Annotated in this window: 17 protein-coding genes and 1 pseudogene; 1 reads left to right on the forward strand and 17 read right to left on the reverse strand. The window is 46.0% G+C overall.

The window, feature by feature from the left end; translation table 11 throughout:
* Nucleotides 1-15 precede the first annotated feature (15 nt).
* From DW694_RS13130 to DW694_RS13195, 13 genes and pseudogenes are all read right to left on the reverse strand, one after another.
* Nucleotides 16-2,529 (reverse strand): VirB4-like conjugal transfer ATPase, CD1110 family, encoded by a 2,514-nt coding sequence (locus tag DW694_RS13130; protein WP_353615823.1) that lies wholly within the window; start codon nt 2,527-2,529, stop codon nt 16-18.
* Complete coding sequence (locus tag DW694_RS13135) at nt 2,453-2,881, reverse strand: PrgI family protein (protein WP_059085511.1); 429 nt, start codon at nt 2,879-2,881, stop codon at nt 2,453-2,455. The genes DW694_RS13130 and DW694_RS13135 overlap by 77 nt, the downstream gene beginning before the upstream one ends.
* 14 nt (nt 2,882-2,895) lie before the next feature.
* Nucleotides 2,896-3,768: a VirB6/TrbL-like conjugal transfer protein, CD1112 family gene (locus DW694_RS13140; protein ID WP_118753151.1), complete on the reverse strand. Its 873-nt coding sequence runs from the start codon at nt 3,766-3,768 to the stop codon at nt 2,896-2,898.
* A gap of 4 nt (nt 3,769-3,772) precedes the next feature.
* A pseudogene (locus DW694_RS13145) lies at nt 3,773-3,856 on the reverse strand (Maff2 family mobile element protein); the annotation flags it as partial.
* A 90-nt stretch (nt 3,857-3,946) separates the two neighbouring features.
* Nucleotides 3,947-5,617 (reverse strand): recombinase family protein, encoded by a 1,671-nt coding sequence (locus DW694_RS13150; protein WP_118753152.1) that lies wholly within the window; start codon nt 5,615-5,617, stop codon nt 3,947-3,949.
* Nucleotides 5,618-5,815 carry a hypothetical protein gene (locus tag DW694_RS13155; RefSeq protein WP_002595176.1) on the reverse strand — a complete coding sequence of 66 codons (198 nt, stop codon included), beginning with the start codon at nt 5,813-5,815 and terminating at the stop codon, nt 5,618-5,620.
* 242 nt (nt 5,816-6,057) lie between these two features.
* Nucleotides 6,058-7,395 (reverse strand): virulence-associated E family protein, encoded by a 1,338-nt coding sequence (locus DW694_RS13165; RefSeq protein WP_008394605.1) that lies wholly within the window; start codon nt 7,393-7,395, stop codon nt 6,058-6,060.
* Nucleotides 7,364-8,008, reverse strand: a complete 645-nt coding sequence (locus tag DW694_RS13170; protein WP_118753153.1) for a CHC2 zinc finger domain-containing protein — start codon at nt 8,006-8,008, stop codon at nt 7,364-7,366. The genes DW694_RS13165 and DW694_RS13170 overlap by 32 nt, the downstream gene beginning before the upstream one ends.
* A gap of 66 nt (nt 8,009-8,074) precedes the next feature.
* Nucleotides 8,075-9,649: a MobQ family relaxase gene (mobQ, locus tag DW694_RS13175; RefSeq protein ID WP_008394607.1), complete on the reverse strand. Its 1,575-nt coding sequence runs from the start codon at nt 9,647-9,649 to the stop codon at nt 8,075-8,077.
* 186 nt (nt 9,650-9,835) lie between these two features.
* Nucleotides 9,836-10,174, reverse strand: coding sequence for a helix-turn-helix transcriptional regulator (locus DW694_RS13180; protein ID WP_003509323.1), 339 nt, complete (start codon nt 10,172-10,174; stop codon nt 9,836-9,838).
* Nucleotides 10,175-10,699: 525 nt separating this feature from the next.
* Entirely contained in the window at nt 10,700-10,996 is a 297-nt protein-coding gene (locus DW694_RS13185) for a DUF3847 domain-containing protein (RefSeq protein ID WP_005927679.1), read from the reverse strand.
* A complete protein-coding gene (locus DW694_RS13190; RefSeq protein WP_005927681.1) occupies nt 10,989-11,330 on the reverse strand; it encodes a DeoR family transcriptional regulator in 342 nt (113 codons plus the stop codon). Before DW694_RS13190 ends, DW694_RS13185 begins: the two co-directional genes overlap by 8 nt.
* Nucleotides 11,327-11,515, reverse strand: a complete 189-nt coding sequence (locus tag DW694_RS13195; protein WP_005927683.1) for a hypothetical protein — start codon at nt 11,513-11,515, stop codon at nt 11,327-11,329. The genes DW694_RS13190 and DW694_RS13195 overlap by 4 nt, the downstream gene beginning before the upstream one ends.
* A 483-nt stretch (nt 11,516-11,998) precedes the next feature.
* On the opposite strand from DW694_RS13195, the gene DW694_RS13205 reads away from it, so the two are divergent.
* Nucleotides 11,999-12,805 (forward strand): helix-turn-helix transcriptional regulator, encoded by an 807-nt coding sequence (locus tag DW694_RS13205; RefSeq protein ID WP_005924756.1) that lies wholly within the window; start codon nt 11,999-12,001, stop codon nt 12,803-12,805.
* 61 nt (nt 12,806-12,866) lie between these two features.
* Here the strand turns inward: DW694_RS13205 and DW694_RS13210 are convergent, their stop codons facing one another.
* The 4 genes from DW694_RS13210 to DW694_RS13225 all read right to left on the reverse strand — a co-directional run bounded on the left by DW694_RS13210 (nt 12,867) and on the right by DW694_RS13225 (nt 16,362).
* Nucleotides 12,867-13,829: a DUF3658 domain-containing protein gene (locus DW694_RS13210; protein ID WP_005927687.1), complete on the reverse strand. Its 963-nt coding sequence runs from the start codon at nt 13,827-13,829 to the stop codon at nt 12,867-12,869.
* A gap of 29 nt (nt 13,830-13,858) precedes the next feature.
* Nucleotides 13,859-14,236, reverse strand: a complete 378-nt coding sequence (locus DW694_RS13215; RefSeq protein WP_005927690.1) for a TnpV protein — start codon at nt 14,234-14,236, stop codon at nt 13,859-13,861.
* Nucleotides 14,196-14,468 (reverse strand): helix-turn-helix domain-containing protein, encoded by a 273-nt coding sequence (locus DW694_RS13220; protein ID WP_002593556.1) that lies wholly within the window; start codon nt 14,466-14,468, stop codon nt 14,196-14,198. The genes DW694_RS13215 and DW694_RS13220 overlap by 41 nt, the downstream gene beginning before the upstream one ends.
* 283 nt (nt 14,469-14,751) lie before the next feature.
* The gene (locus DW694_RS13225; protein ID WP_002569232.1) at nt 14,752-16,362 is read right to left on the reverse strand and encodes a recombinase family protein; all 1,611 of its coding nucleotides are present in this window, start codon (nt 16,360-16,362) and stop codon (nt 14,752-14,754) included.
* Nucleotides 16,363-16,422: the final 60 nt, after the last annotated feature.

A 16,422-nucleotide genomic window follows, 5' to 3' on the forward strand; every position in this document is an offset into this window, starting at 1 on the left:
CTGCTTTTTTGTCCGTTAAGTCTGAATCTCATCCGGTTTAGTACTCATCAAAGCATAGGTTCTGGTATCCTGCGGATATCTGTCTGCAAAAGGTATGATTACATTTCCGTAAAAAAGCAGCCCTTCTCCTGCATTACTGTTATTTACAAAAGAAATCTGATGCTTGGAAATATTCAATTTCTCCGCAAGGATCTTCTGATCCCCGCTGTGCTGATTTAACATCAGGATAAAATCACTGTTTCCCACAATACTTTCTACTGCCAGAGAGCCAAGAAAATCTGTTACATTCTGACTGATTCCTGTAATGATTCCACCCCACTTACGAAATCTCTTCCACATTTCAATAGAATAATTAGCAGTCTGTGGCTGGTTCAGCAAAAGGTGAAATTCATCCACATAATAACGGGTTGATTTCCTGCGACTGCGGTTCTGTGATACTCTTGTCCAAACCATATGCTGGACAATCAACATCCCTGCTTTTCGTAGTGTGGTTCCAAGTTCCCGAATATCAAAGCATACCACTCTGTTCTGCGTATCGACATTACTTCGATGGTTAAATACATTCTGCGATCCTGTTACATACAACTGCAGACTGTTGGCAATGTTCTGTGCTGCTGGTTTATCTGGTGCATAAAAGTTCAGACGTTCATAGAAATCCTGCAAAGTCGGCATATTTTCCGGTTTTGGATCATTGTAAAGATATTTTTTATAAATGTCTTTTACACACAGGTCAATCATGGAAACCTCATCACCATTTAATTCTGCATTTTGAGGTTTCTTCATAATGACCTCGCAGAAAGATGTGATAAACTCTGCTTTATCAGCAATAATGGTATCAATATCCTCCATATCGCCATTAATCCTGTATTTCTCCGGATGATAAATAACATCCAGGTTCACTTCCATAGGATTGATGTAATCATTACTTTTTGCACTGATTTTAATAACTTCACCATTTAAGGCATTTACCAGCGGAAAATATTCTCCCTCCGGGTCACAGATAATAATGTCATCGTCTGTAATCAGGAAAACATTGAGAATTTCTCTTTTCGTTGCAAAACTCTTACCGGAACCAGGAGTACCCAAAATCAGGCCGTTAGGTGTTTTCAATCGTTTCCGATCCACCATAATGAGATTGTTTGACAGTGCATTTAAGCCATAGTAAAGAGCTTCACCGCCTTGGAAAAGTTCCTGTGTGGTAAACGGAACAAAGATTGCTGTAGAAGTCGTAGTCATAATTCTCTGTATTCCAGTCTGGTTCATTCCCAGTGGTAGTGATGCCACAAGTCCCTGTTCCTGCTGATATTGAAGTCTCCGTATATTGCAATTATATTTCTGGGCGATTCCTGCAGTCTGATACACAATATTGTCCAGTTTTCTCTTATTGTCCGCTGTATTCATCAGCAAAAAAGTAAGTTCAAAAAGTTTCTCATTCCTGGACTGGATTTCATTGAGCAATCCCTCCACATCCTCTCCGTATGTAGAAATGTCCGTTGGAATAATATCCATATCATATCCGCTTCTGACCGCTTTCTTCTGTTCTTCAATTTTCATTTTCTGAATATTTGACAGCGTACTTTTCAGACTTTTAATAGCTGCCTTGGGATCAATGGGACGCAAGTGCATATTGATGATAAGATTCTCTTCCAGATCCAGCAGATCTGCCAGCAGTTTATCCGTAAGTTCTGGTGATGTAATCTGTAAATATGACACGCATCCAAAAGTCTGTCCCATCCGAAAATAGCTGTCATTGCGAAAATCAAATCCGGTAGGTGCAATAAAGTCTTTTGTCTGCAGACCTGTTTTTGCAACCATCCCATAATGGAAATGGAAAGATTCTTTTGTGTCCATATTCATCACATCATGCAGAATTTTCAGACGTTCTACCCCATTTAAAGGCTCTGCCATGGCTCCCATCACCTTAAAATTATTCAATACACTGGCTTCAATTCTCTCCAGCCTGGATTTTGCATTTCGCAGATTATCCGCCTTAATGGAAAATGTAATATATTTTGTTTTTACAAGCCCATTATTTCCTTTGGAAAGCTGCATTTTCAACATATCCGAATATTCTTTCCGAATATCATTGAAACAGTCATCCTGCTCTGGAATATCAATATTTTTTGCATACTCATCAAAATTCACCTGTTGATTAAGAAATGTAATTTGTACCTCAACAGAGCTGTCAAATGAATTCAGGAACTCACAATAGTTCTCAAAAATAGCCGCTTTATCATCATTCTGCGCTAACTGGTAATTTATATCGTAGAACTGCACCATCTTTGAATAATAGTTATCATCTGTCCTGCAGATACCATCCTTATATATTTCCTTATATGGAATCGTATCCTGCGCTGTAAAAGGCTTCCTCTTCTTCTGATTCTCCGCTTTTATCATCCGAAGTTCTTTCAGACGCTTTTTTTCTTCTTTCGTAAGTCCGGTTTTCTGTTTCTTATTTTTTTCGGTCTGCTTTTTTAAGGAAATGGAACGGATTTCTCGCTTCCCTGGCTTCTTTTGCCTTTTTCTCAAGCCATGCACCCTCTTTCTCTAATTTATCGTACTCTATAATCCGGTCATATAAGTTTTGGGAACGATAGAACCTGATTCCAGGTCTTAAAAATTTCTGCCGGATAATGTGAAGCAATATTTTCTCTGCTGGAAATCCATCCTTTTCATACATTGCAAAAAAGAAAAATGGCAGCATCACTATGATCATAAGCGTTGCTGCCACATCTGTTCCCAGTCCTGCTTTTGTCAGCAAATAGACCGGAACACCACAAATTCCTGCCAGAGAAAAACATATAATTTGTCTTTTAGTTAAATTCAGTGCTAATTTTGTCTTTATTTTTGAAAAATCTTTCGGCACTGGAACATATGCCATATTCTTGTTTCCTCCTAATGTGCATTGAAGATTGATTTTGCTAGGGAACTGGTCTTAAACAGGCTGAAACATAAAATAACTGTATATGCTGCAACTGACCAGATAGCTGTATGAAGATTATCCGCAACTGTAATAGCATTTACCAGAACTGCATAAATCGCAACACATACCATCATAAAAAATCCCTGGAATCCCAACGCTAATAATGCCTTCACATAATTATTTCCAATACTTCCCCATTCCCTGTTCGTAAATGTTGAAAACGGAATAGGTGCCACAGAGACATAAAGATATATTTCTATCATTCGTCCATATAAAATGACGGTAATCAGGACTGATATGATTTTTAGACATAAACTGACCAGCATCGTTTCCAGACCAAGCCCCAGTAATTCTCCGATTCCCATATCTTCAATCTGCGTTTCAAGAAGCGTTTTCAATGCTTCTATAACATCAATAGATGCGGAACCGGTTATCATACCGCCAGCATTGGATACCACATGATTCGCTACATCAAAAATTGCCATCGCAATATCAAAAGTATGAGTAACCAGATATACCGCTACCCACATCTTAAAAATGTATTTGAAAAACATAAACGTATCCGTATCGTGCATATTGTTTTTTTCCATAATCATGGAAATCAGCTCATAACACAGTACAAATGTAATAATCATCCCCGCAATGGGGACAATGACATTATCCGACAGATTTTTTATCATGGAAAAAATGCCACTGTTCCAATTTTGGGGTGTTTTCCCAACCTCTGTAGCAATCGTTTCTACTTTGGTATTTACATCGGTGAACATGGTATCCAGGTTTGATGTGATCCAGCCTGTTAGCAGATCCTTTATGAACTCTGTTATTTTTTCGGTTATTCCACCCATTTATTTATCCAAACAAAGTTGCAAGCTGTGGAATCAGGTTTATTCCAATCAGTACGATGCCACCGCCCGCCATCAACTGTTTTATCCCCAATTAGGTGTAAAACTCTGCTCGATGGCGGGCGGCGGCGTACAAAAAATCTATATGGTGTTTTTAAGAGAACCGTCCCGGCGGGACAGGTCAGGCAGTGACCTGTTCCACCTCTGGGATGGGTTTGAGATTAAAATGAATTTCGATAGAAATGTGTCTTGTTTTATCTTCGTCAATGCGCTCATGCACGACGATTTCTTTGATTAAGCGGTTGAGGGTGGCTGCGTCCAACTCTGTGATGTTGGCGTATTCCTGAATGGCTTCCACCCATTGTTTTGCGTCATTGGCAAGCTGGACTTCATCGGACAGCCGCTTCCTGCCCTCGGACACTTTTGTTTTAAGCTCCGTCTGCTCGGTCTGTGTCTTTTCCAGCATGGTGTTGAAATTCTGCTCACTGATACGCCCTGCAATCATATCCTCATAAAGCCGCATTACCATTTTGTCCAGAACCTCAATCCGTTCTTCGTCCCTTGTAAGGGAGCGTTCCATTGCTTCCCGCTGTTCCCGCTGCTCGGCTTCACAGGTATTGGTCAGGCGGTCGGCAACCGCTTCCCCGTCCATCAGGGCAGCTCTGGCACATTCCCGGATTTTCCGCAGCACATGGCTGTAAAGGGTGTCATAGTCAATCCGGTGCTGGGTGCAGTGGTTCTTTCCAAAGGCATTGTAGGTCTTGCAGGAATAAATCTGCTGGGGATGTTTTGCGTTTGTGCAGCGTATCGTCAGCGACTTCCCACACTCGCCGCATTTTACCAGTCCGGCAAACAGGCTGATTTCATTGGTCTGCCCCGGACGCTGGCGGGATTTCAGCTTGTTCTGCACAATGTCAAAGCTCATGCTGTCAATCAGCGGTTCATGCTGTCCCTCCACCACAATCCAGTCCTCCGGCTTCTTTTCCCCAATCGTGCCGATTTTGAAACGGTAGTCTTTTTTCTGAGAAGCAATCGCCCCGGTGTAGACGGGATTCATCAAAAGGTCTTTGATAACGGAGAAGTCCCACATATACCGCCCGTTTTCCGGGTCTTTCTTTTCCCATTTGGTGCGGGTATTGCGAAGCCCCCGTTCCCGGTTCCACCATGTGGGACAGGGGATTTTTTCTTCTTCCAGCCGTCTGCGGATATAGTTCGGACCATGACCGTTCAGGGCATATCCGAAAATCAGCCGCACAATCGGGGCGGTTTCCTCGTCAATGAGCAGATGGTTTTTGTCCTCCGGGTCTTTCCGATACCCAAACGGGGCAAGACACCCGGTAAACTGTCCTTTCTGCGCTTTCAGAAGATAAGAGGAATGGACTTTCTTGGAAATATCCTTGCTGTACATCTCATTCAGGATATTCTTGAACGGGGCAATATCGTTGTTATCACGCAGGGTGTCGATACCGTCATTCATGGCGATATAGCGGACACCGTTTCTTGGGAAAAAGTCCTCAATCAAATGCCCGGTTTGCAGATAGTTACGCCCCAGTCGGCTGAGGTCTTTCGTGATGACAAGGTTGATTTGCCTGCGCTCAATGGCTCTCAACATTCTCTGTAAATCAGGACGCTCCATATTAAGACCTGTGAAGCCATCGTCCTGATAGACTGCCACAACCTCCCATCCCTGCTTTTCGCAGTATTTTTCCAGCATATCACGCTGGTTTGCGATACTGGCACTTTCGCCTTGCAGGTCATCGTCCTTTGACAGCCTACAATAGACCGCCGCACGATACCCTCCGGCAAGTGCCGAACCGATTGTTCTGTATTCCATTTCGTTCATCATAGCCATTTACCCACACAATCCAGACGGTATCTGGCTCTGTTGAACCTCATCTTCATTATACTTCAAATCTTTCTTTTTAGCAAGATATTCTTTTGTATTTGTTTTGCCGTATTTCTGGGAAATCAGGCTGACGAACACATCGGTGGCGTCCAGTTCCCCGTCAAATACGGTTGTCACTTCAATCTTGGTCTTATTTTTCGCCATAGGCAGTTATCCTCCATACATGAAAATAGCCAGACAGAGAACGGTCGGCAACGAAGTCCGGCAACGGGCTTCAAAAGACCTTGCAAACAATCTCAATCTGGCGTTGATTACTATTTATACTTTTCTTTTATTTTTCTGTTGTTTTGGTTGTCAGAGAGGGAAAAAGCCCGGAAATAAGGGATTTTCCCCGGCAACCGGCTCGGCAACGGGATAGCAACGAAGTCGGCAACGGGCTGTCATTTTCAGAATGGAAGCTCCATCTGCTCTGTGACCTCCACAAAACCGTCCATAGATTTTTCGGGCGGGTTGTCGGTGTCCGTTGCCGGGATTTCACGCTCCCAGCCCTTTTGTCTGCCGTATTCCGCAAACATCCTCGGATTGGAAAAGTAGTTCCACCCGGTAATGCACTGGTTCATTATCTCGTTGATTTCCCGGATTTCCCATTGCTTCGGCTCATCAAAGGTGTGGTTTAAGGCTTCCTTGTAGAGCTGCTTGGAGCAGACCGTTTCCCCGGTGTACTTATCAAGGTAAGCCTGTATCATCCCGGCTTTGGTGTCCTCCGGCATAAAATCCCGCTGGTGTTCTTTGAGATACCGCTGCATGGCTGGGCTGAATGACAGCTTGAACATGCCGCTTCGGTAAATCTCCATTGCTTCCGCCCACATCTGGCTGATATAGGCTCTGGAAGCGGCTTCGTCCTCCAAAATGTGAACCTCGGCTTGCTCCGGGTACACCATGACCGGGATAAATCGGCGGTTGCCGGAACGGTCAAGGGGGAGAAAGTCAAGGGCGTTGGAAGTGCCGCCGAACACGCATTGACGGGGGCGGTCTGCCGGGTGAGTTTCATAGGGAATTTTGTAAACCTCTTTCTGGCGGCTTAGAAAGGACTTGATTTCCTCAATGCTCTTGGCATTGGCGGTTGCCATCATTTCCGACATTTCAATTATCCAGTGACCTTGCAGCTTGCGGTACACGTTATCATCGTCCAGCTTCCGCAAATCATCGGAAAACCACTCGTCCCGGACTGCCAGCAGCCGGAAGAAGGTGGATTTGCCAGCCCCCTGACCGCCTACCAGACACAGCATGATTTCAAACTTGCTTCCGGGCTTAAATGCCCTTGTAATCGCCCCCAGCATGAACAGCTTCAAGGCTTCATAGGTGTAATCGTCCACATCAGCTCCCAGAAAGTGCCGCAGACAGAAGCGGATGCGCTCAGTCCCGTCCCATGCAAGGCTGTTCAGAAAATCCCGGATGGGGTGGTACTTATTCTCATTCGCCACAATCCCGATGGCGGTTTCAATCTTTTTCTCACTGGTAAGCCCGTAGGTTTCCTCCAGATAGAGAAGCAGATACTTCATGTCCGTATCGGTCAGGGCTGTGCTTTCTCTGTGAAAACCGATGGGCTTTATGATGTCCTTGCGGTCGGTCAGGATGTTGTAGGCGATTGCCCCGGCAAGCACAGGGTCACGCTGGAATACGGTCAGGCAGTTCCGTATGCTCTGGCGGACGCCGCCTTTCTCGGTGGTTTCCAGAGTTGCCTTTACTTCCTCAACGCTCTGGGGCGGCTGCATGGCGTTCATGGTGTTTTTTAGTTCTTGCTGCGTCTGCGGCTGCAAGCTCTGCCATTCGCTGTTCAAGCTGTATCACATCCTTTCCGTAGTCCATAATCAAAACCGCTTTTTCCTCTGTCTCCCCGAACAGCAGCACATCCAGCAGATATTCCACATGGGCTTGCTTCTGCAAGGCTTCCACGAACCGGGGATGAGACGCTTCCTCCGGGGAGTGCGGGGCATAGTCGGTTTTCCATACCCGTAAGAGGTGTAGATAATCGGCAAGGACACGGAAGCAATGTGCCTTTGCTTCCCGGAACTGTTCTTCCGGGGATTTCTGCCGGGGCTTGGGCTTCCTTGCCCTGCCCGGTGGCTTCCAGTCCTCATAGGCAAGCCCGAAGTCACTCGCCAACTGTGCGGCGGCTTCCTTTTTCCCCAGCCCGTACAGGGCAGCTACAAAATCAATCACATCCCCATCTGCACCACATCCGAAGCAGTGGAAACGCTTGTCCAGCTTCATGCTGGGGGTCTTATCGTTGTGGAACGGGCAGCAAGCCATCCCGTTTCTGTTTACCCGGATTCCGTAATGCTCCGCAGCCTGTCTTGTCGTAACGGACTGCTTCACAGCTTCAAATACATTCAAATCAATTCCTCCTTGTAAAAAAGAAAAGGCACTTATCATTCTCAATCTGAAAATGGCAAGTGCCTGTTAAAGTTCCATATCCTGTTGTTTGTGTTTCGTCTGCGCCGGGGCGTTTTTCTGTGCTTTCTTCTCGTCAGCCTTATCCTGCAAGACTTCTTTGAGGGGCTGCTTCTTGGGCGGCTCTTTGCTTTCCTCTGTGCCGGGTGTGGCTTTCCGTACCCAGTAGCGGATGTCCCGCAGCTTCTTCAAATCTTCCTGCACCTCGGTCAACGGTACTTTCAAGTCTGCGATTTCGCCCACAAGCTTCGCCTGTTCCTGCAAAAGCTCCTTTTTCGTGCTGTCCTTATCATCCGGGTGCTTGGCAAGGTAGGCACTGGCTTTCTCAAACCGGGCAACCTCCGGGTGTTCCAGCTTGAATTTTTCCTTAGTTTTCTTGAAAAATATCTTCTGGTATTTCTCATAAACGGGCTTACATTCCTTACAGTCCGTCCGGGCGGCAAGGATAGCGTCAATCACGTTGCTGCGGGTTTCCTTTGGCTTCATCTGCTTTCGGTAGTCGGCGGCAGATTTCCCGGACGTTTCTATAAAGTTTTCCAAATCCTCCACGGTGGAAAGTCCCTTTCTCTGAAGATAGGACAGGGCTTCGCTGACTGCCTTTAAGTCTTTGGAAGTTCCACGGTTTTGTCCCGCCCGTGTCCAGTCGCTCCGTTCTGCCTTTCGTACCTCCATGTACTTCATCAACAGATTGGGAAGAAATACCGCTTCCTCCGCAGCTTTTTCCGCAAGCAGTTCTTTTCGTTTTTCACTAAGCTCGATAATCCAGCCTTTGAGATTTTTAATAAGCTGCCGGATAGACTTCATCAGGCTGTTGGCGGCTTTGATTTCCCGGTTCAGATTTCCGATGTTGGTCTGAATCCCTCGCTTTTCCATCTGCCGGACAGCAGCACCCTCATGGACGGTAGGGATAATATCAAGCCCCTGTCTTTCATAAGAACGGAGATCCACCCGCTCCGGGCGGTTGTTGGCTTCCAGATAGCGGTTCTGGATGATCTCCCATTCATGCCGCCAGATTTCACAATACTTGCGGTCGTTCCAGTCAACCGTATCTTCCTTGTGACTTTTCCATCTGCCGGACGGAAGTTTTATCCGTTCCCCGTTCTCGTCAAGGTCATAAACCTTGCGGCTCTTGGGAAGCCATTTCCCATGTTCATCCATTGCCCGCATAGTCAGCATGACATGAGCGTGAGGGTTTCCGTCCCCTTTGTCATGGATGGCAAAATCCACGCACATTCCTTTGGAAACAAACTGCTGATTGCAGAAATCCCGGACAAGGGCGGCGTACTGGTCGGGCGGTATCTCTCTGGGGATGGTAAGCACCCACCGCCTTGCAAGCTGGGAATTCCATTGCTTCTCCACCGCTTCGGCGGCGTTCCATAAAGTATTGCGGTCTGCATACGACCGTGGGGCATTTGCCGGAAGCAAGATTTCATTGTGGACGATACCACGCTTTTCCGGGTAGTGCTTCACTTCCTGATCGTATCCACAGAACAGCTTTTCGCCGCTCTGGTAGGCAGCGGCGGCAACCGCAGACTGCTGTTGGCTTCGCTGCACAATCGAGATTTCGTTGTGTGGACAGGGCATTTCGTGTCCCTCCTTTCGGTAATTGGTGGATGGGGTGGCGTTTTACCACCTCATTTGGGGCAGAAAAAAAGCAGGAGACCTTTTCAGATTTCCTGCTCGGTGGTGCCGCCGGTGGGCGGCTGGTATTCAGTTTTGAAAGTTCGGGTCAGGGTGGCCCGATGATGAAATAAAATATCTGCATGAAGATTATTCAACTTCTTTTAGTAATTCTTCAACAGAAATACCGTAAAGTTTTGCAAGTGCAAAAAGATTTGATGTGGAAGGGTCGGATGTTCCATTTTCCCATTTTGAAACAGCCTGCCTGCTAACACCAATCGTTTCAGCAACAAATTCCTGCGTCATTTTGCACTGTGTTCTGTGTACTTTGAGTGCTTCACCCAACGATTTCCTCACTACGGATTTTTCCTGCCGTACATCTTTTGAATGGATATATTTGAGTAATGCACGAACAATAAGGGTAAGCAAACCAACAAAGATACATAAGAAAATTATTCCAACGATTATCATAAATACGGTTACTTTCATTTGACCACCTCCTAATGTTGCTGTTAGCTTCATTTCTCTGTACGGATATATTTAAGCAATGCACGAATAACAAGGATAAGCAAGCCGACAAAGATACATGAGAAAACTATTCCGACTACAATCATAATGATGTTTACTAACATTTGGATGACCTCCTTTCTTTGTTGGCTTTATTCTATCTGAATTACCGTGTTGCTACCACCAACTATCAAGCAATTATCAGTTGCATATCGGTTGCACAATGATAGCGTTCTGTTTTTTGACCTTATTATACTAAATTACCGTAGATAAGGATAGCTCGACTGATAAAACTTGCTGGACGGGAACAGCTTGCAGCGCAAGGTGTTTCCGGGCGGCAAGTCCACAAAAGGGTAGCTGGCGACAGCCAGCGCAGGGGAAGCGTAGCGTCCCCTGTATGATTTGGAGCAGACCATGACTGCGGAAAATCACAGCCCTCCGGCGAGGAGCCTTCGGAGAACGCAATGCACCAACCTTTGGGTGGTGTATAATTGCGCCCTTAGTAAACTAAGGGGGTTCCGGCATCTCCCGTTCCAGCAGTTTTTTCAATAGTTCCTGCGTGTCCTGTCTGTGAAAAATGAGTTTCAACAACAGCATGACATCATCATCTGTCAGGCGTTCCGGCTCTTGCAGAAAACTTTCCAGCATACCGCCACGGGTACAGAGCCGGTGCGTCCGTTCCTTTCGGGTAAGCTGTTTCAACTGGTGCTGCAATGCCTTTTCATCATTGATGGCTTTCCGCAGTTTCTTTTCGCTTTTTTCCAACTCCCGATTGAGTTTTTCCAGCTTTGAGGTATCAGGCAAGGGCAGCGTCCTCCTTTCCCGGTATCAGCACATAAATCCGGTTTGGTTCTCCAATGCCCTGACGCACCCGCATGATAAGTCCGGCAGTTTCCAGTTCATTCAGAGAACGCTTGACCGTCATGGAGCTGCGGGACAGGACTGCGGCAATGGCTGTGACAGGGAAGCAGACAAAGAGGATTCCGTTCTCGTCCTCCTGCCCTTTGGAGAGCATAGCGTCCAGCATCCGGCAGTACATGACCTTTGCGGTGCTGCTGACTGGAAATCCTGTCAACGCTCTGGGAAAAGGCATACAGGGCGGCAATGGTGTGTCTATCGTCATAAATTCAAAATTCATTCTGTGTGTTCCTCCTTTTTCTTTGCTCGTTTGGATAAATAACAGGGGCAGTCAATCACAACCGCCCGGAAGCTCTGCTTGCACCCATGCTGGCATTTCCGGCATAATTCGTTGTAAGTGACACGCCCCCGGTCATTGAGGTAAAAGGAAAGCTCATACTTCCTCTTTTTGCTCATTCTCGGCATATTGCGCTTCCTCCCGTTTTAGTGTATGGTTTCGGGGCGATTTTCGGTAAAATTACAGCCATAGAGCCGCTTAAAATCTCCCGAAGTATCAGCGATAGGGTAGACTGTCCCCCTATCAGATTGTTGTGTTTCGGTATCATTTCGGTGTCAGTTCGCCAGTTCTCCCCGGTGTCGTTCCTCCCCTGAATCTCACAGCGGCGTATCGCTCCCTTTGGTACGCTCGTTTTGGTCAGGGTTCCTCCATATCCCTGCCAAAATTCATGGCGCTACATCGCCGGGGAAGCATATCCCACACAGGCTGGTCATTCGATTGGAATAATCCATCGATGAACTACCTGTATCATAGAACATTTTTGTGCCCTGTGCCGTATGTCCACAAAGTAGGAATTAAGGGTAAAAATCAGAAATTTCCACGATTACGGAAAGTGTGATATAATCCAGATAAGCGGCAGCAATGAAACCGTTGGAAAGGAGCGTGTGCCCATGAAAGGAGCAACAAGCATACAGGAACGCCTTTGGGAACTCCGCAAGGACAAAGGCTTAAATCTGGAAGAACTATCAAAACTAACGGGTATTTCTAAATCAGCCCTTGGCAGTTATGAAAAAGAAGATTTTAAGGAAATCAATCATGGCAACCTTATCACGCTGGCAGACTTCTATGGGGTTTCCGTCGATTATCTGCTGTGCCGGACAGAGAACAGGGAGCAGATCAACACGCCACTGACGGAGCTGCATTTGAACGATGAAATGGTTGCACTTCTGAAAAGCGGTCGGATCAACAACCGTCTGCTCTGCGAACTTGCCACCCATAAGGACTTTATCAAGTTTCTTGCGGACATTGAGATTTATGTGGATGGGATTGCCACCATGCAGATTCAAAACCTCAACACCCTTGTCGATACTGTCCGACATGAAATCATAGAACGGTATCGCCCTGGCGAAGATGACCCACATTTGAAAGTGCTGCAAGCCGCCCATATCAGTGATGATGAATATTTCAGCCACATGGTTCTGGATGACCTAAACCTGATTATCCGGGATATTCGGGAAACCCATAAAAAGGATAGTGAGAGTGCGCCCCAGACCACTGTTGCCAATGAACTGAAAGAAAATCTGGAAGCGGTCGAAAATTTCAAGGGCAGCCGTTTGGAAAAACTGGCAGTGCTTTACTGCAAGCAGCTCGGTATCAACTATAAAAATCTGTCAGATGAAGAATTTCGCTGGCTTATTCGGATTCTCCAAAAATCAAAGAAAACGGGAACGCCTATCAACCAGAGGAAAAAACGGTAAAGGAAAACCGCTGTTGCATGGTTTGTTGGATTCCATGTAGCAGCGGTTTGTGCTGTGGTTATTACTTCATTCGTTTTCTTAATATTCGGCGATAATTTGTTTCTCCCTTTGGTGCGTCCTGTATAATTTCCAACACACCATCTTCAAGCATTTTATCAATGCGATTGGAAATCCATACATCACTAATTCCAAGTTGATATTTTCCTAAAACATTACCTATGACAATAGCCATTTTGAATTGCTCTGGCTGTTCCGCAATTTCACGAAGAATGAAACTATCATATATATCTTCTGAAACGCTTTGCAATTTACCATTTAACATTGCACGCAAAGGTGCATTTTCATTTTGAAGTTGATTCCATTTCATAGCACAAGCTGAAAGAAATACAGGATTAGCTTTCTCTTGTAGAGTTATATAGTTTCCCCATTCGCCAGGAGAGACCTCGCCCCATGCTATTTTGGATGTCATAGTATTTTCTTTTCCATATTCCCATGTAGGTAACTTAACCAAATAAATTGTTGTCTGGCAGTTTAAGGGTTGAAGTTGTTTCATAAGCCAATACATACCACAAAGCTCATCTGGATTATAGCTATACCAAATGCGAATTTCTTCCCCAGCTACATATCGTTCAATCACTGAGGTCAATGTAGTTTTAATTTTCTGTATTTTTTCTTCAACCTGATAATCTAAATCCTCTACAAAGCAGACAGACAGCATTTTCTTGAAAACATTTTTCCGCTGTTCGCCAATTCCATTATCAGAAATATCTCCCACACTAAGAGCCATATCAAAACAATAAACATCACAGCTCTTGCCTCCCAATGGAATAGCATTCTCCCAAGCAATGCGTTCTTGTTCCTGTGCTTGAAGCTGTGCTTTTTTCATTTCATCTGAAGATGGAACACTCCCGTCTTCATGCCTCATAAATATTGAAACAGCACTTCCTCTATACTTTCCCTTGCCGTAAGTTTGGGCAATTTTCAAACTTCCACAGGCACTTTCACCAAATACAATTTCAATCATCTTATATACCTCCGATTTAATTGCTCCCGTTATGAATAAATCATCTCATGCAAAACAATTTCTTCTGCCCGGTTATGAATGTTATTGCAACGCTGCACCCATTCCATTTGGTGGGTACGCTTCAATTCCTCGGTTACGCCCTCGGCAGTTTTCATCTGCTCCATGATGGTGTCTAACCGTTCCTGTGCCTGTTCGTTCAGGTCTGCAAGATATGTCCACAATTCCCCGGTCAGTATCAATGTATTCAATCTGGCTGGGTGGACTTCCCTTAAATATTCCCGGTGCATCCGTCCGTACTTTCCGATAGGGCGGTGTTCCTCCGGCAGTTTCAAGTCCGGGATGTAATAATCTCCGACAAGGATATAATCAATTCCGTTTTCCGTTATTCTTGGTTTCAATTCGCTCATGTTCCTTACCTCCTGTGGAAGCAGGCTCGTCTGGTACTAACTCAATCACATCGGTAATCTCACAATTCAGCGTTTCGCAGATACGGGCTAATGTATCCATGCTGATGTGCTTTCCCTCTTTGCTCATGTTGGCAATCATATTTGTTGTCATACCAGCGGCAAGCCTTAAATCCTCTTTTCTCATATCACGCTCTAACAGTGTGTGCCAGAGTGGCTTATAGCTGATGTGCATATTGTTTTCCTGCCTTTCTATCTATACCACCGGGGCGGCTGCCCCGGCAGGAACTTTTCTCTTATTATAGCACCAATCTTGTGAAATCACAATTTATTCTTGTAGCCTGCCGCTGATACCGTCTGGATTGTGCTTTTCCTTTCGTTTTTTGTTCCAACTAATTAGCCATGAACTGTTTTATTCCTTGTGACTTTACTGATGTGCGATAAAGAAGTAATAGAAGTGTAAAAAATTTTGCCGTTCCTATCCGGCACTTGCGCATTGTGTCGGATAGGTCGGGCGGTTATTCGGGCAAGTCCACCTTGCCAACAAAAGAATAATAAATCTCAATGTCCTGTCTGCGGGTCTTGTTCTCGTCATAGCTGCACTCATGCACAACGATTTTCTCTACAAACTCCCGCAGCAGAGTAGGGGTAAGTTCTTCAAAGCTGGTATGCCGCCGGACAACATTCATAAACTTTTCTGCGTTCACGGTGGCTTCCTGTGCTTTGGAAAGCTCCGCTTGAATAGCAGCGGCTCTTTCTTTCAGCTCCCGTTGCTCTGCTTCATAGTCTGCCGACAGCTCTGTGAAACGCTCGTCTGATATGCGCCCGGTCACGCTGTCCTCATACAGCCGCTTGAAGATAGCGGATAACTCGGCTATGCGTTTCTCGGAGGCTTCCAGTTCCTTTTTCTTGGCGGCGTTCCTGCGTTTGCCCCCGTCCTCGTTCTGCTCAATCAAGAGTTTCATAAACCGGGCTTCATGCTTTGCCGCATAGCTGGTCACTTTCCGCAGATTGGAGAGTACACCAGCGGTCAAGAGGTCGGTGCGGATAAAGTGCGCCGTACAGTCATGGGTGCGTTTCTTGTAGTTGCCGCAGATATAACAGTCCTGCTTGCGCTTGTCCGTCTGGTATCGCTGCTGATACATCACGCTGCCGCAGTCCGCACAGAACAGTATGCCGGAGAACAAACCCACTTCATCATAGCGGTTTGGGCGTTTGCGCTGTTTGCGAAGCTCCTGCACCCGTTCCCATGTTTGGGTGTCTATGATAGGCTCGTGGTGGTTCTCGAAAATCACTTGCTTTTCCGGGGGATTTTCTACACTGTGCTTGACTTTGTAAGAAAGTTTTTCTGTCTTGAAATTTACCAGACAGCCTGTGTATTCCCGGTTTTCAAGGATATGCACTACGGTATTGGTCGCCCACTTGCACTCATAGCCGGGGTGGTAGCGGCGGGTGCTGCCCGTCCTGCGGTATTCAAGCGTTCCCGGCGTGGGGATTTGCTGCTCTGTGAGCATACGGGCTATCTTGGTCGGACCATTCCCGGCAAGACAGAGGTTGTATATCTGCTTGACTACGGGTGCAGCTTCCTCGTCAATAATGAAATTTTCATCCTCGTCCATGAGGTAGCCATACACAGGCTTGCTTGTGATGGGCTTGCCATTCATGCCTTTTGAGCGTTTTACTGCTTTGATTTTCTTGCTCGTATCTCTCACCAGCCATTCGTTAAAGATATTCCGCAGCGGGGCAAAGTCATTGTCGCCCTGTGCGCTGTCCACTCCGTCATTGATAGCGATGAAGCGGACACCTTTCTGTGGGAAAATCATTTCCGTGTACATTCCCACTTGCAGGTAGTTTCGCCCTAACCTCGACATATCCTTTACGATAACTGTCCCGACTTTTCCGGCTTCAATGTCCGCAAGCATGGCTTGAAAACCGGGTCTTTGAAAGTTCGCACCAGAATAACCGTCGTCCGTGTACCAGCGCAGATTGGAAAAGCCGTTCTGCTTTGCATAGGTTTCAAGGATACGCTTCTGATTGGAAATGGAATTGCTTTCGCCTTGCAGCTCGTCCTCATGGGATAGTCTTGGGTAAAGGGCGGTAATTGGTTGTTGGTTGGTCTGTCTTAACATAAAATCCTCCGTTTCCGACAGCCAGCCCCACTATTCCGTACCTTGATTGTACCACATGGG

This window comes from Ruminococcus sp. AM26-12LB, assembly GCF_003480785.1.
Taxonomy (GTDB): Bacteria; Bacillota; Clostridia; order Lachnospirales; family Lachnospiraceae; genus Blautia_A; species Blautia_A fusiformis.

Excerpts from the sequence above, each read along its gene's own strand:
- DW694_RS13150 (WP_118753152.1), bottom strand. The coding sequence starts at position 5,617 with ATGGCTATGATGAACGAAATGGAATACAGAACAATCGGTTCGGCACTT.
- DW694_RS13180 (WP_003509323.1), bottom strand. The coding sequence starts at position 10,174 with ATGAAAGTAACCGTATTTATGATAATCGTTGGAATAATTTTCTTATGT.
- DW694_RS13190 (WP_005927681.1), bottom strand. The coding sequence starts at position 11,330 with ATGAATTTTGAATTTATGACGATAGACACACCATTGCCGCCCTGTATG.
- DW694_RS13220 (WP_002593556.1), bottom strand. The coding sequence starts at position 14,468 with ATGCACATCAGCTATAAGCCACTCTGGCACACACTGTTAGAGCGTGAT.
- DW694_RS13225 (WP_002569232.1), bottom strand. The coding sequence starts at position 16,362 with ATGTTAAGACAGACCAACCAACAACCAATTACCGCCCTTTACCCAAGA.
- DW694_RS13210 (WP_005927687.1), bottom strand. The coding sequence starts at position 13,829 with ATGATTGAAATTGTATTTGGTGAAAGTGCCTGTGGAAGTTTGAAAATT.
- DW694_RS13140 (WP_118753151.1), bottom strand. The coding sequence starts at position 3,768 with ATGGGTGGAATAACCGAAAAAATAACAGAGTTCATAAAGGATCTGCTA.
- DW694_RS13215 (WP_005927690.1), bottom strand. The coding sequence starts at position 14,236 with ATGAGCGAATTGAAACCAAGAATAACGGAAAACGGAATTGATTATATC.
- mobQ (WP_008394607.1), bottom strand. The coding sequence starts at position 9,649 with ATGCCCTGTCCACACAACGAAATCTCGATTGTGCAGCGAAGCCAACAG.
- DW694_RS13165 (WP_008394605.1), bottom strand. The coding sequence starts at position 7,395 with ATGAACGCCATGCAGCCGCCCCAGAGCGTTGAGGAAGTAAAGGCAACT.
- DW694_RS13205 (WP_005924756.1), top strand. The coding sequence starts at position 11,999 with ATGAAAGGAGCAACAAGCATACAGGAACGCCTTTGGGAACTCCGCAAG.
- DW694_RS13135 (WP_059085511.1), bottom strand. The coding sequence starts at position 2,881 with ATGGCATATGTTCCAGTGCCGAAAGATTTTTCAAAAATAAAGACAAAA.
- DW694_RS13195 (WP_005927683.1), bottom strand. The coding sequence starts at position 11,515 with ATGCCGAGAATGAGCAAAAAGAGGAAGTATGAGCTTTCCTTTTACCTC.
- DW694_RS13155 (WP_002595176.1), bottom strand. The coding sequence starts at position 5,815 with ATGGCGAAAAATAAGACCAAGATTGAAGTGACAACCGTATTTGACGGG.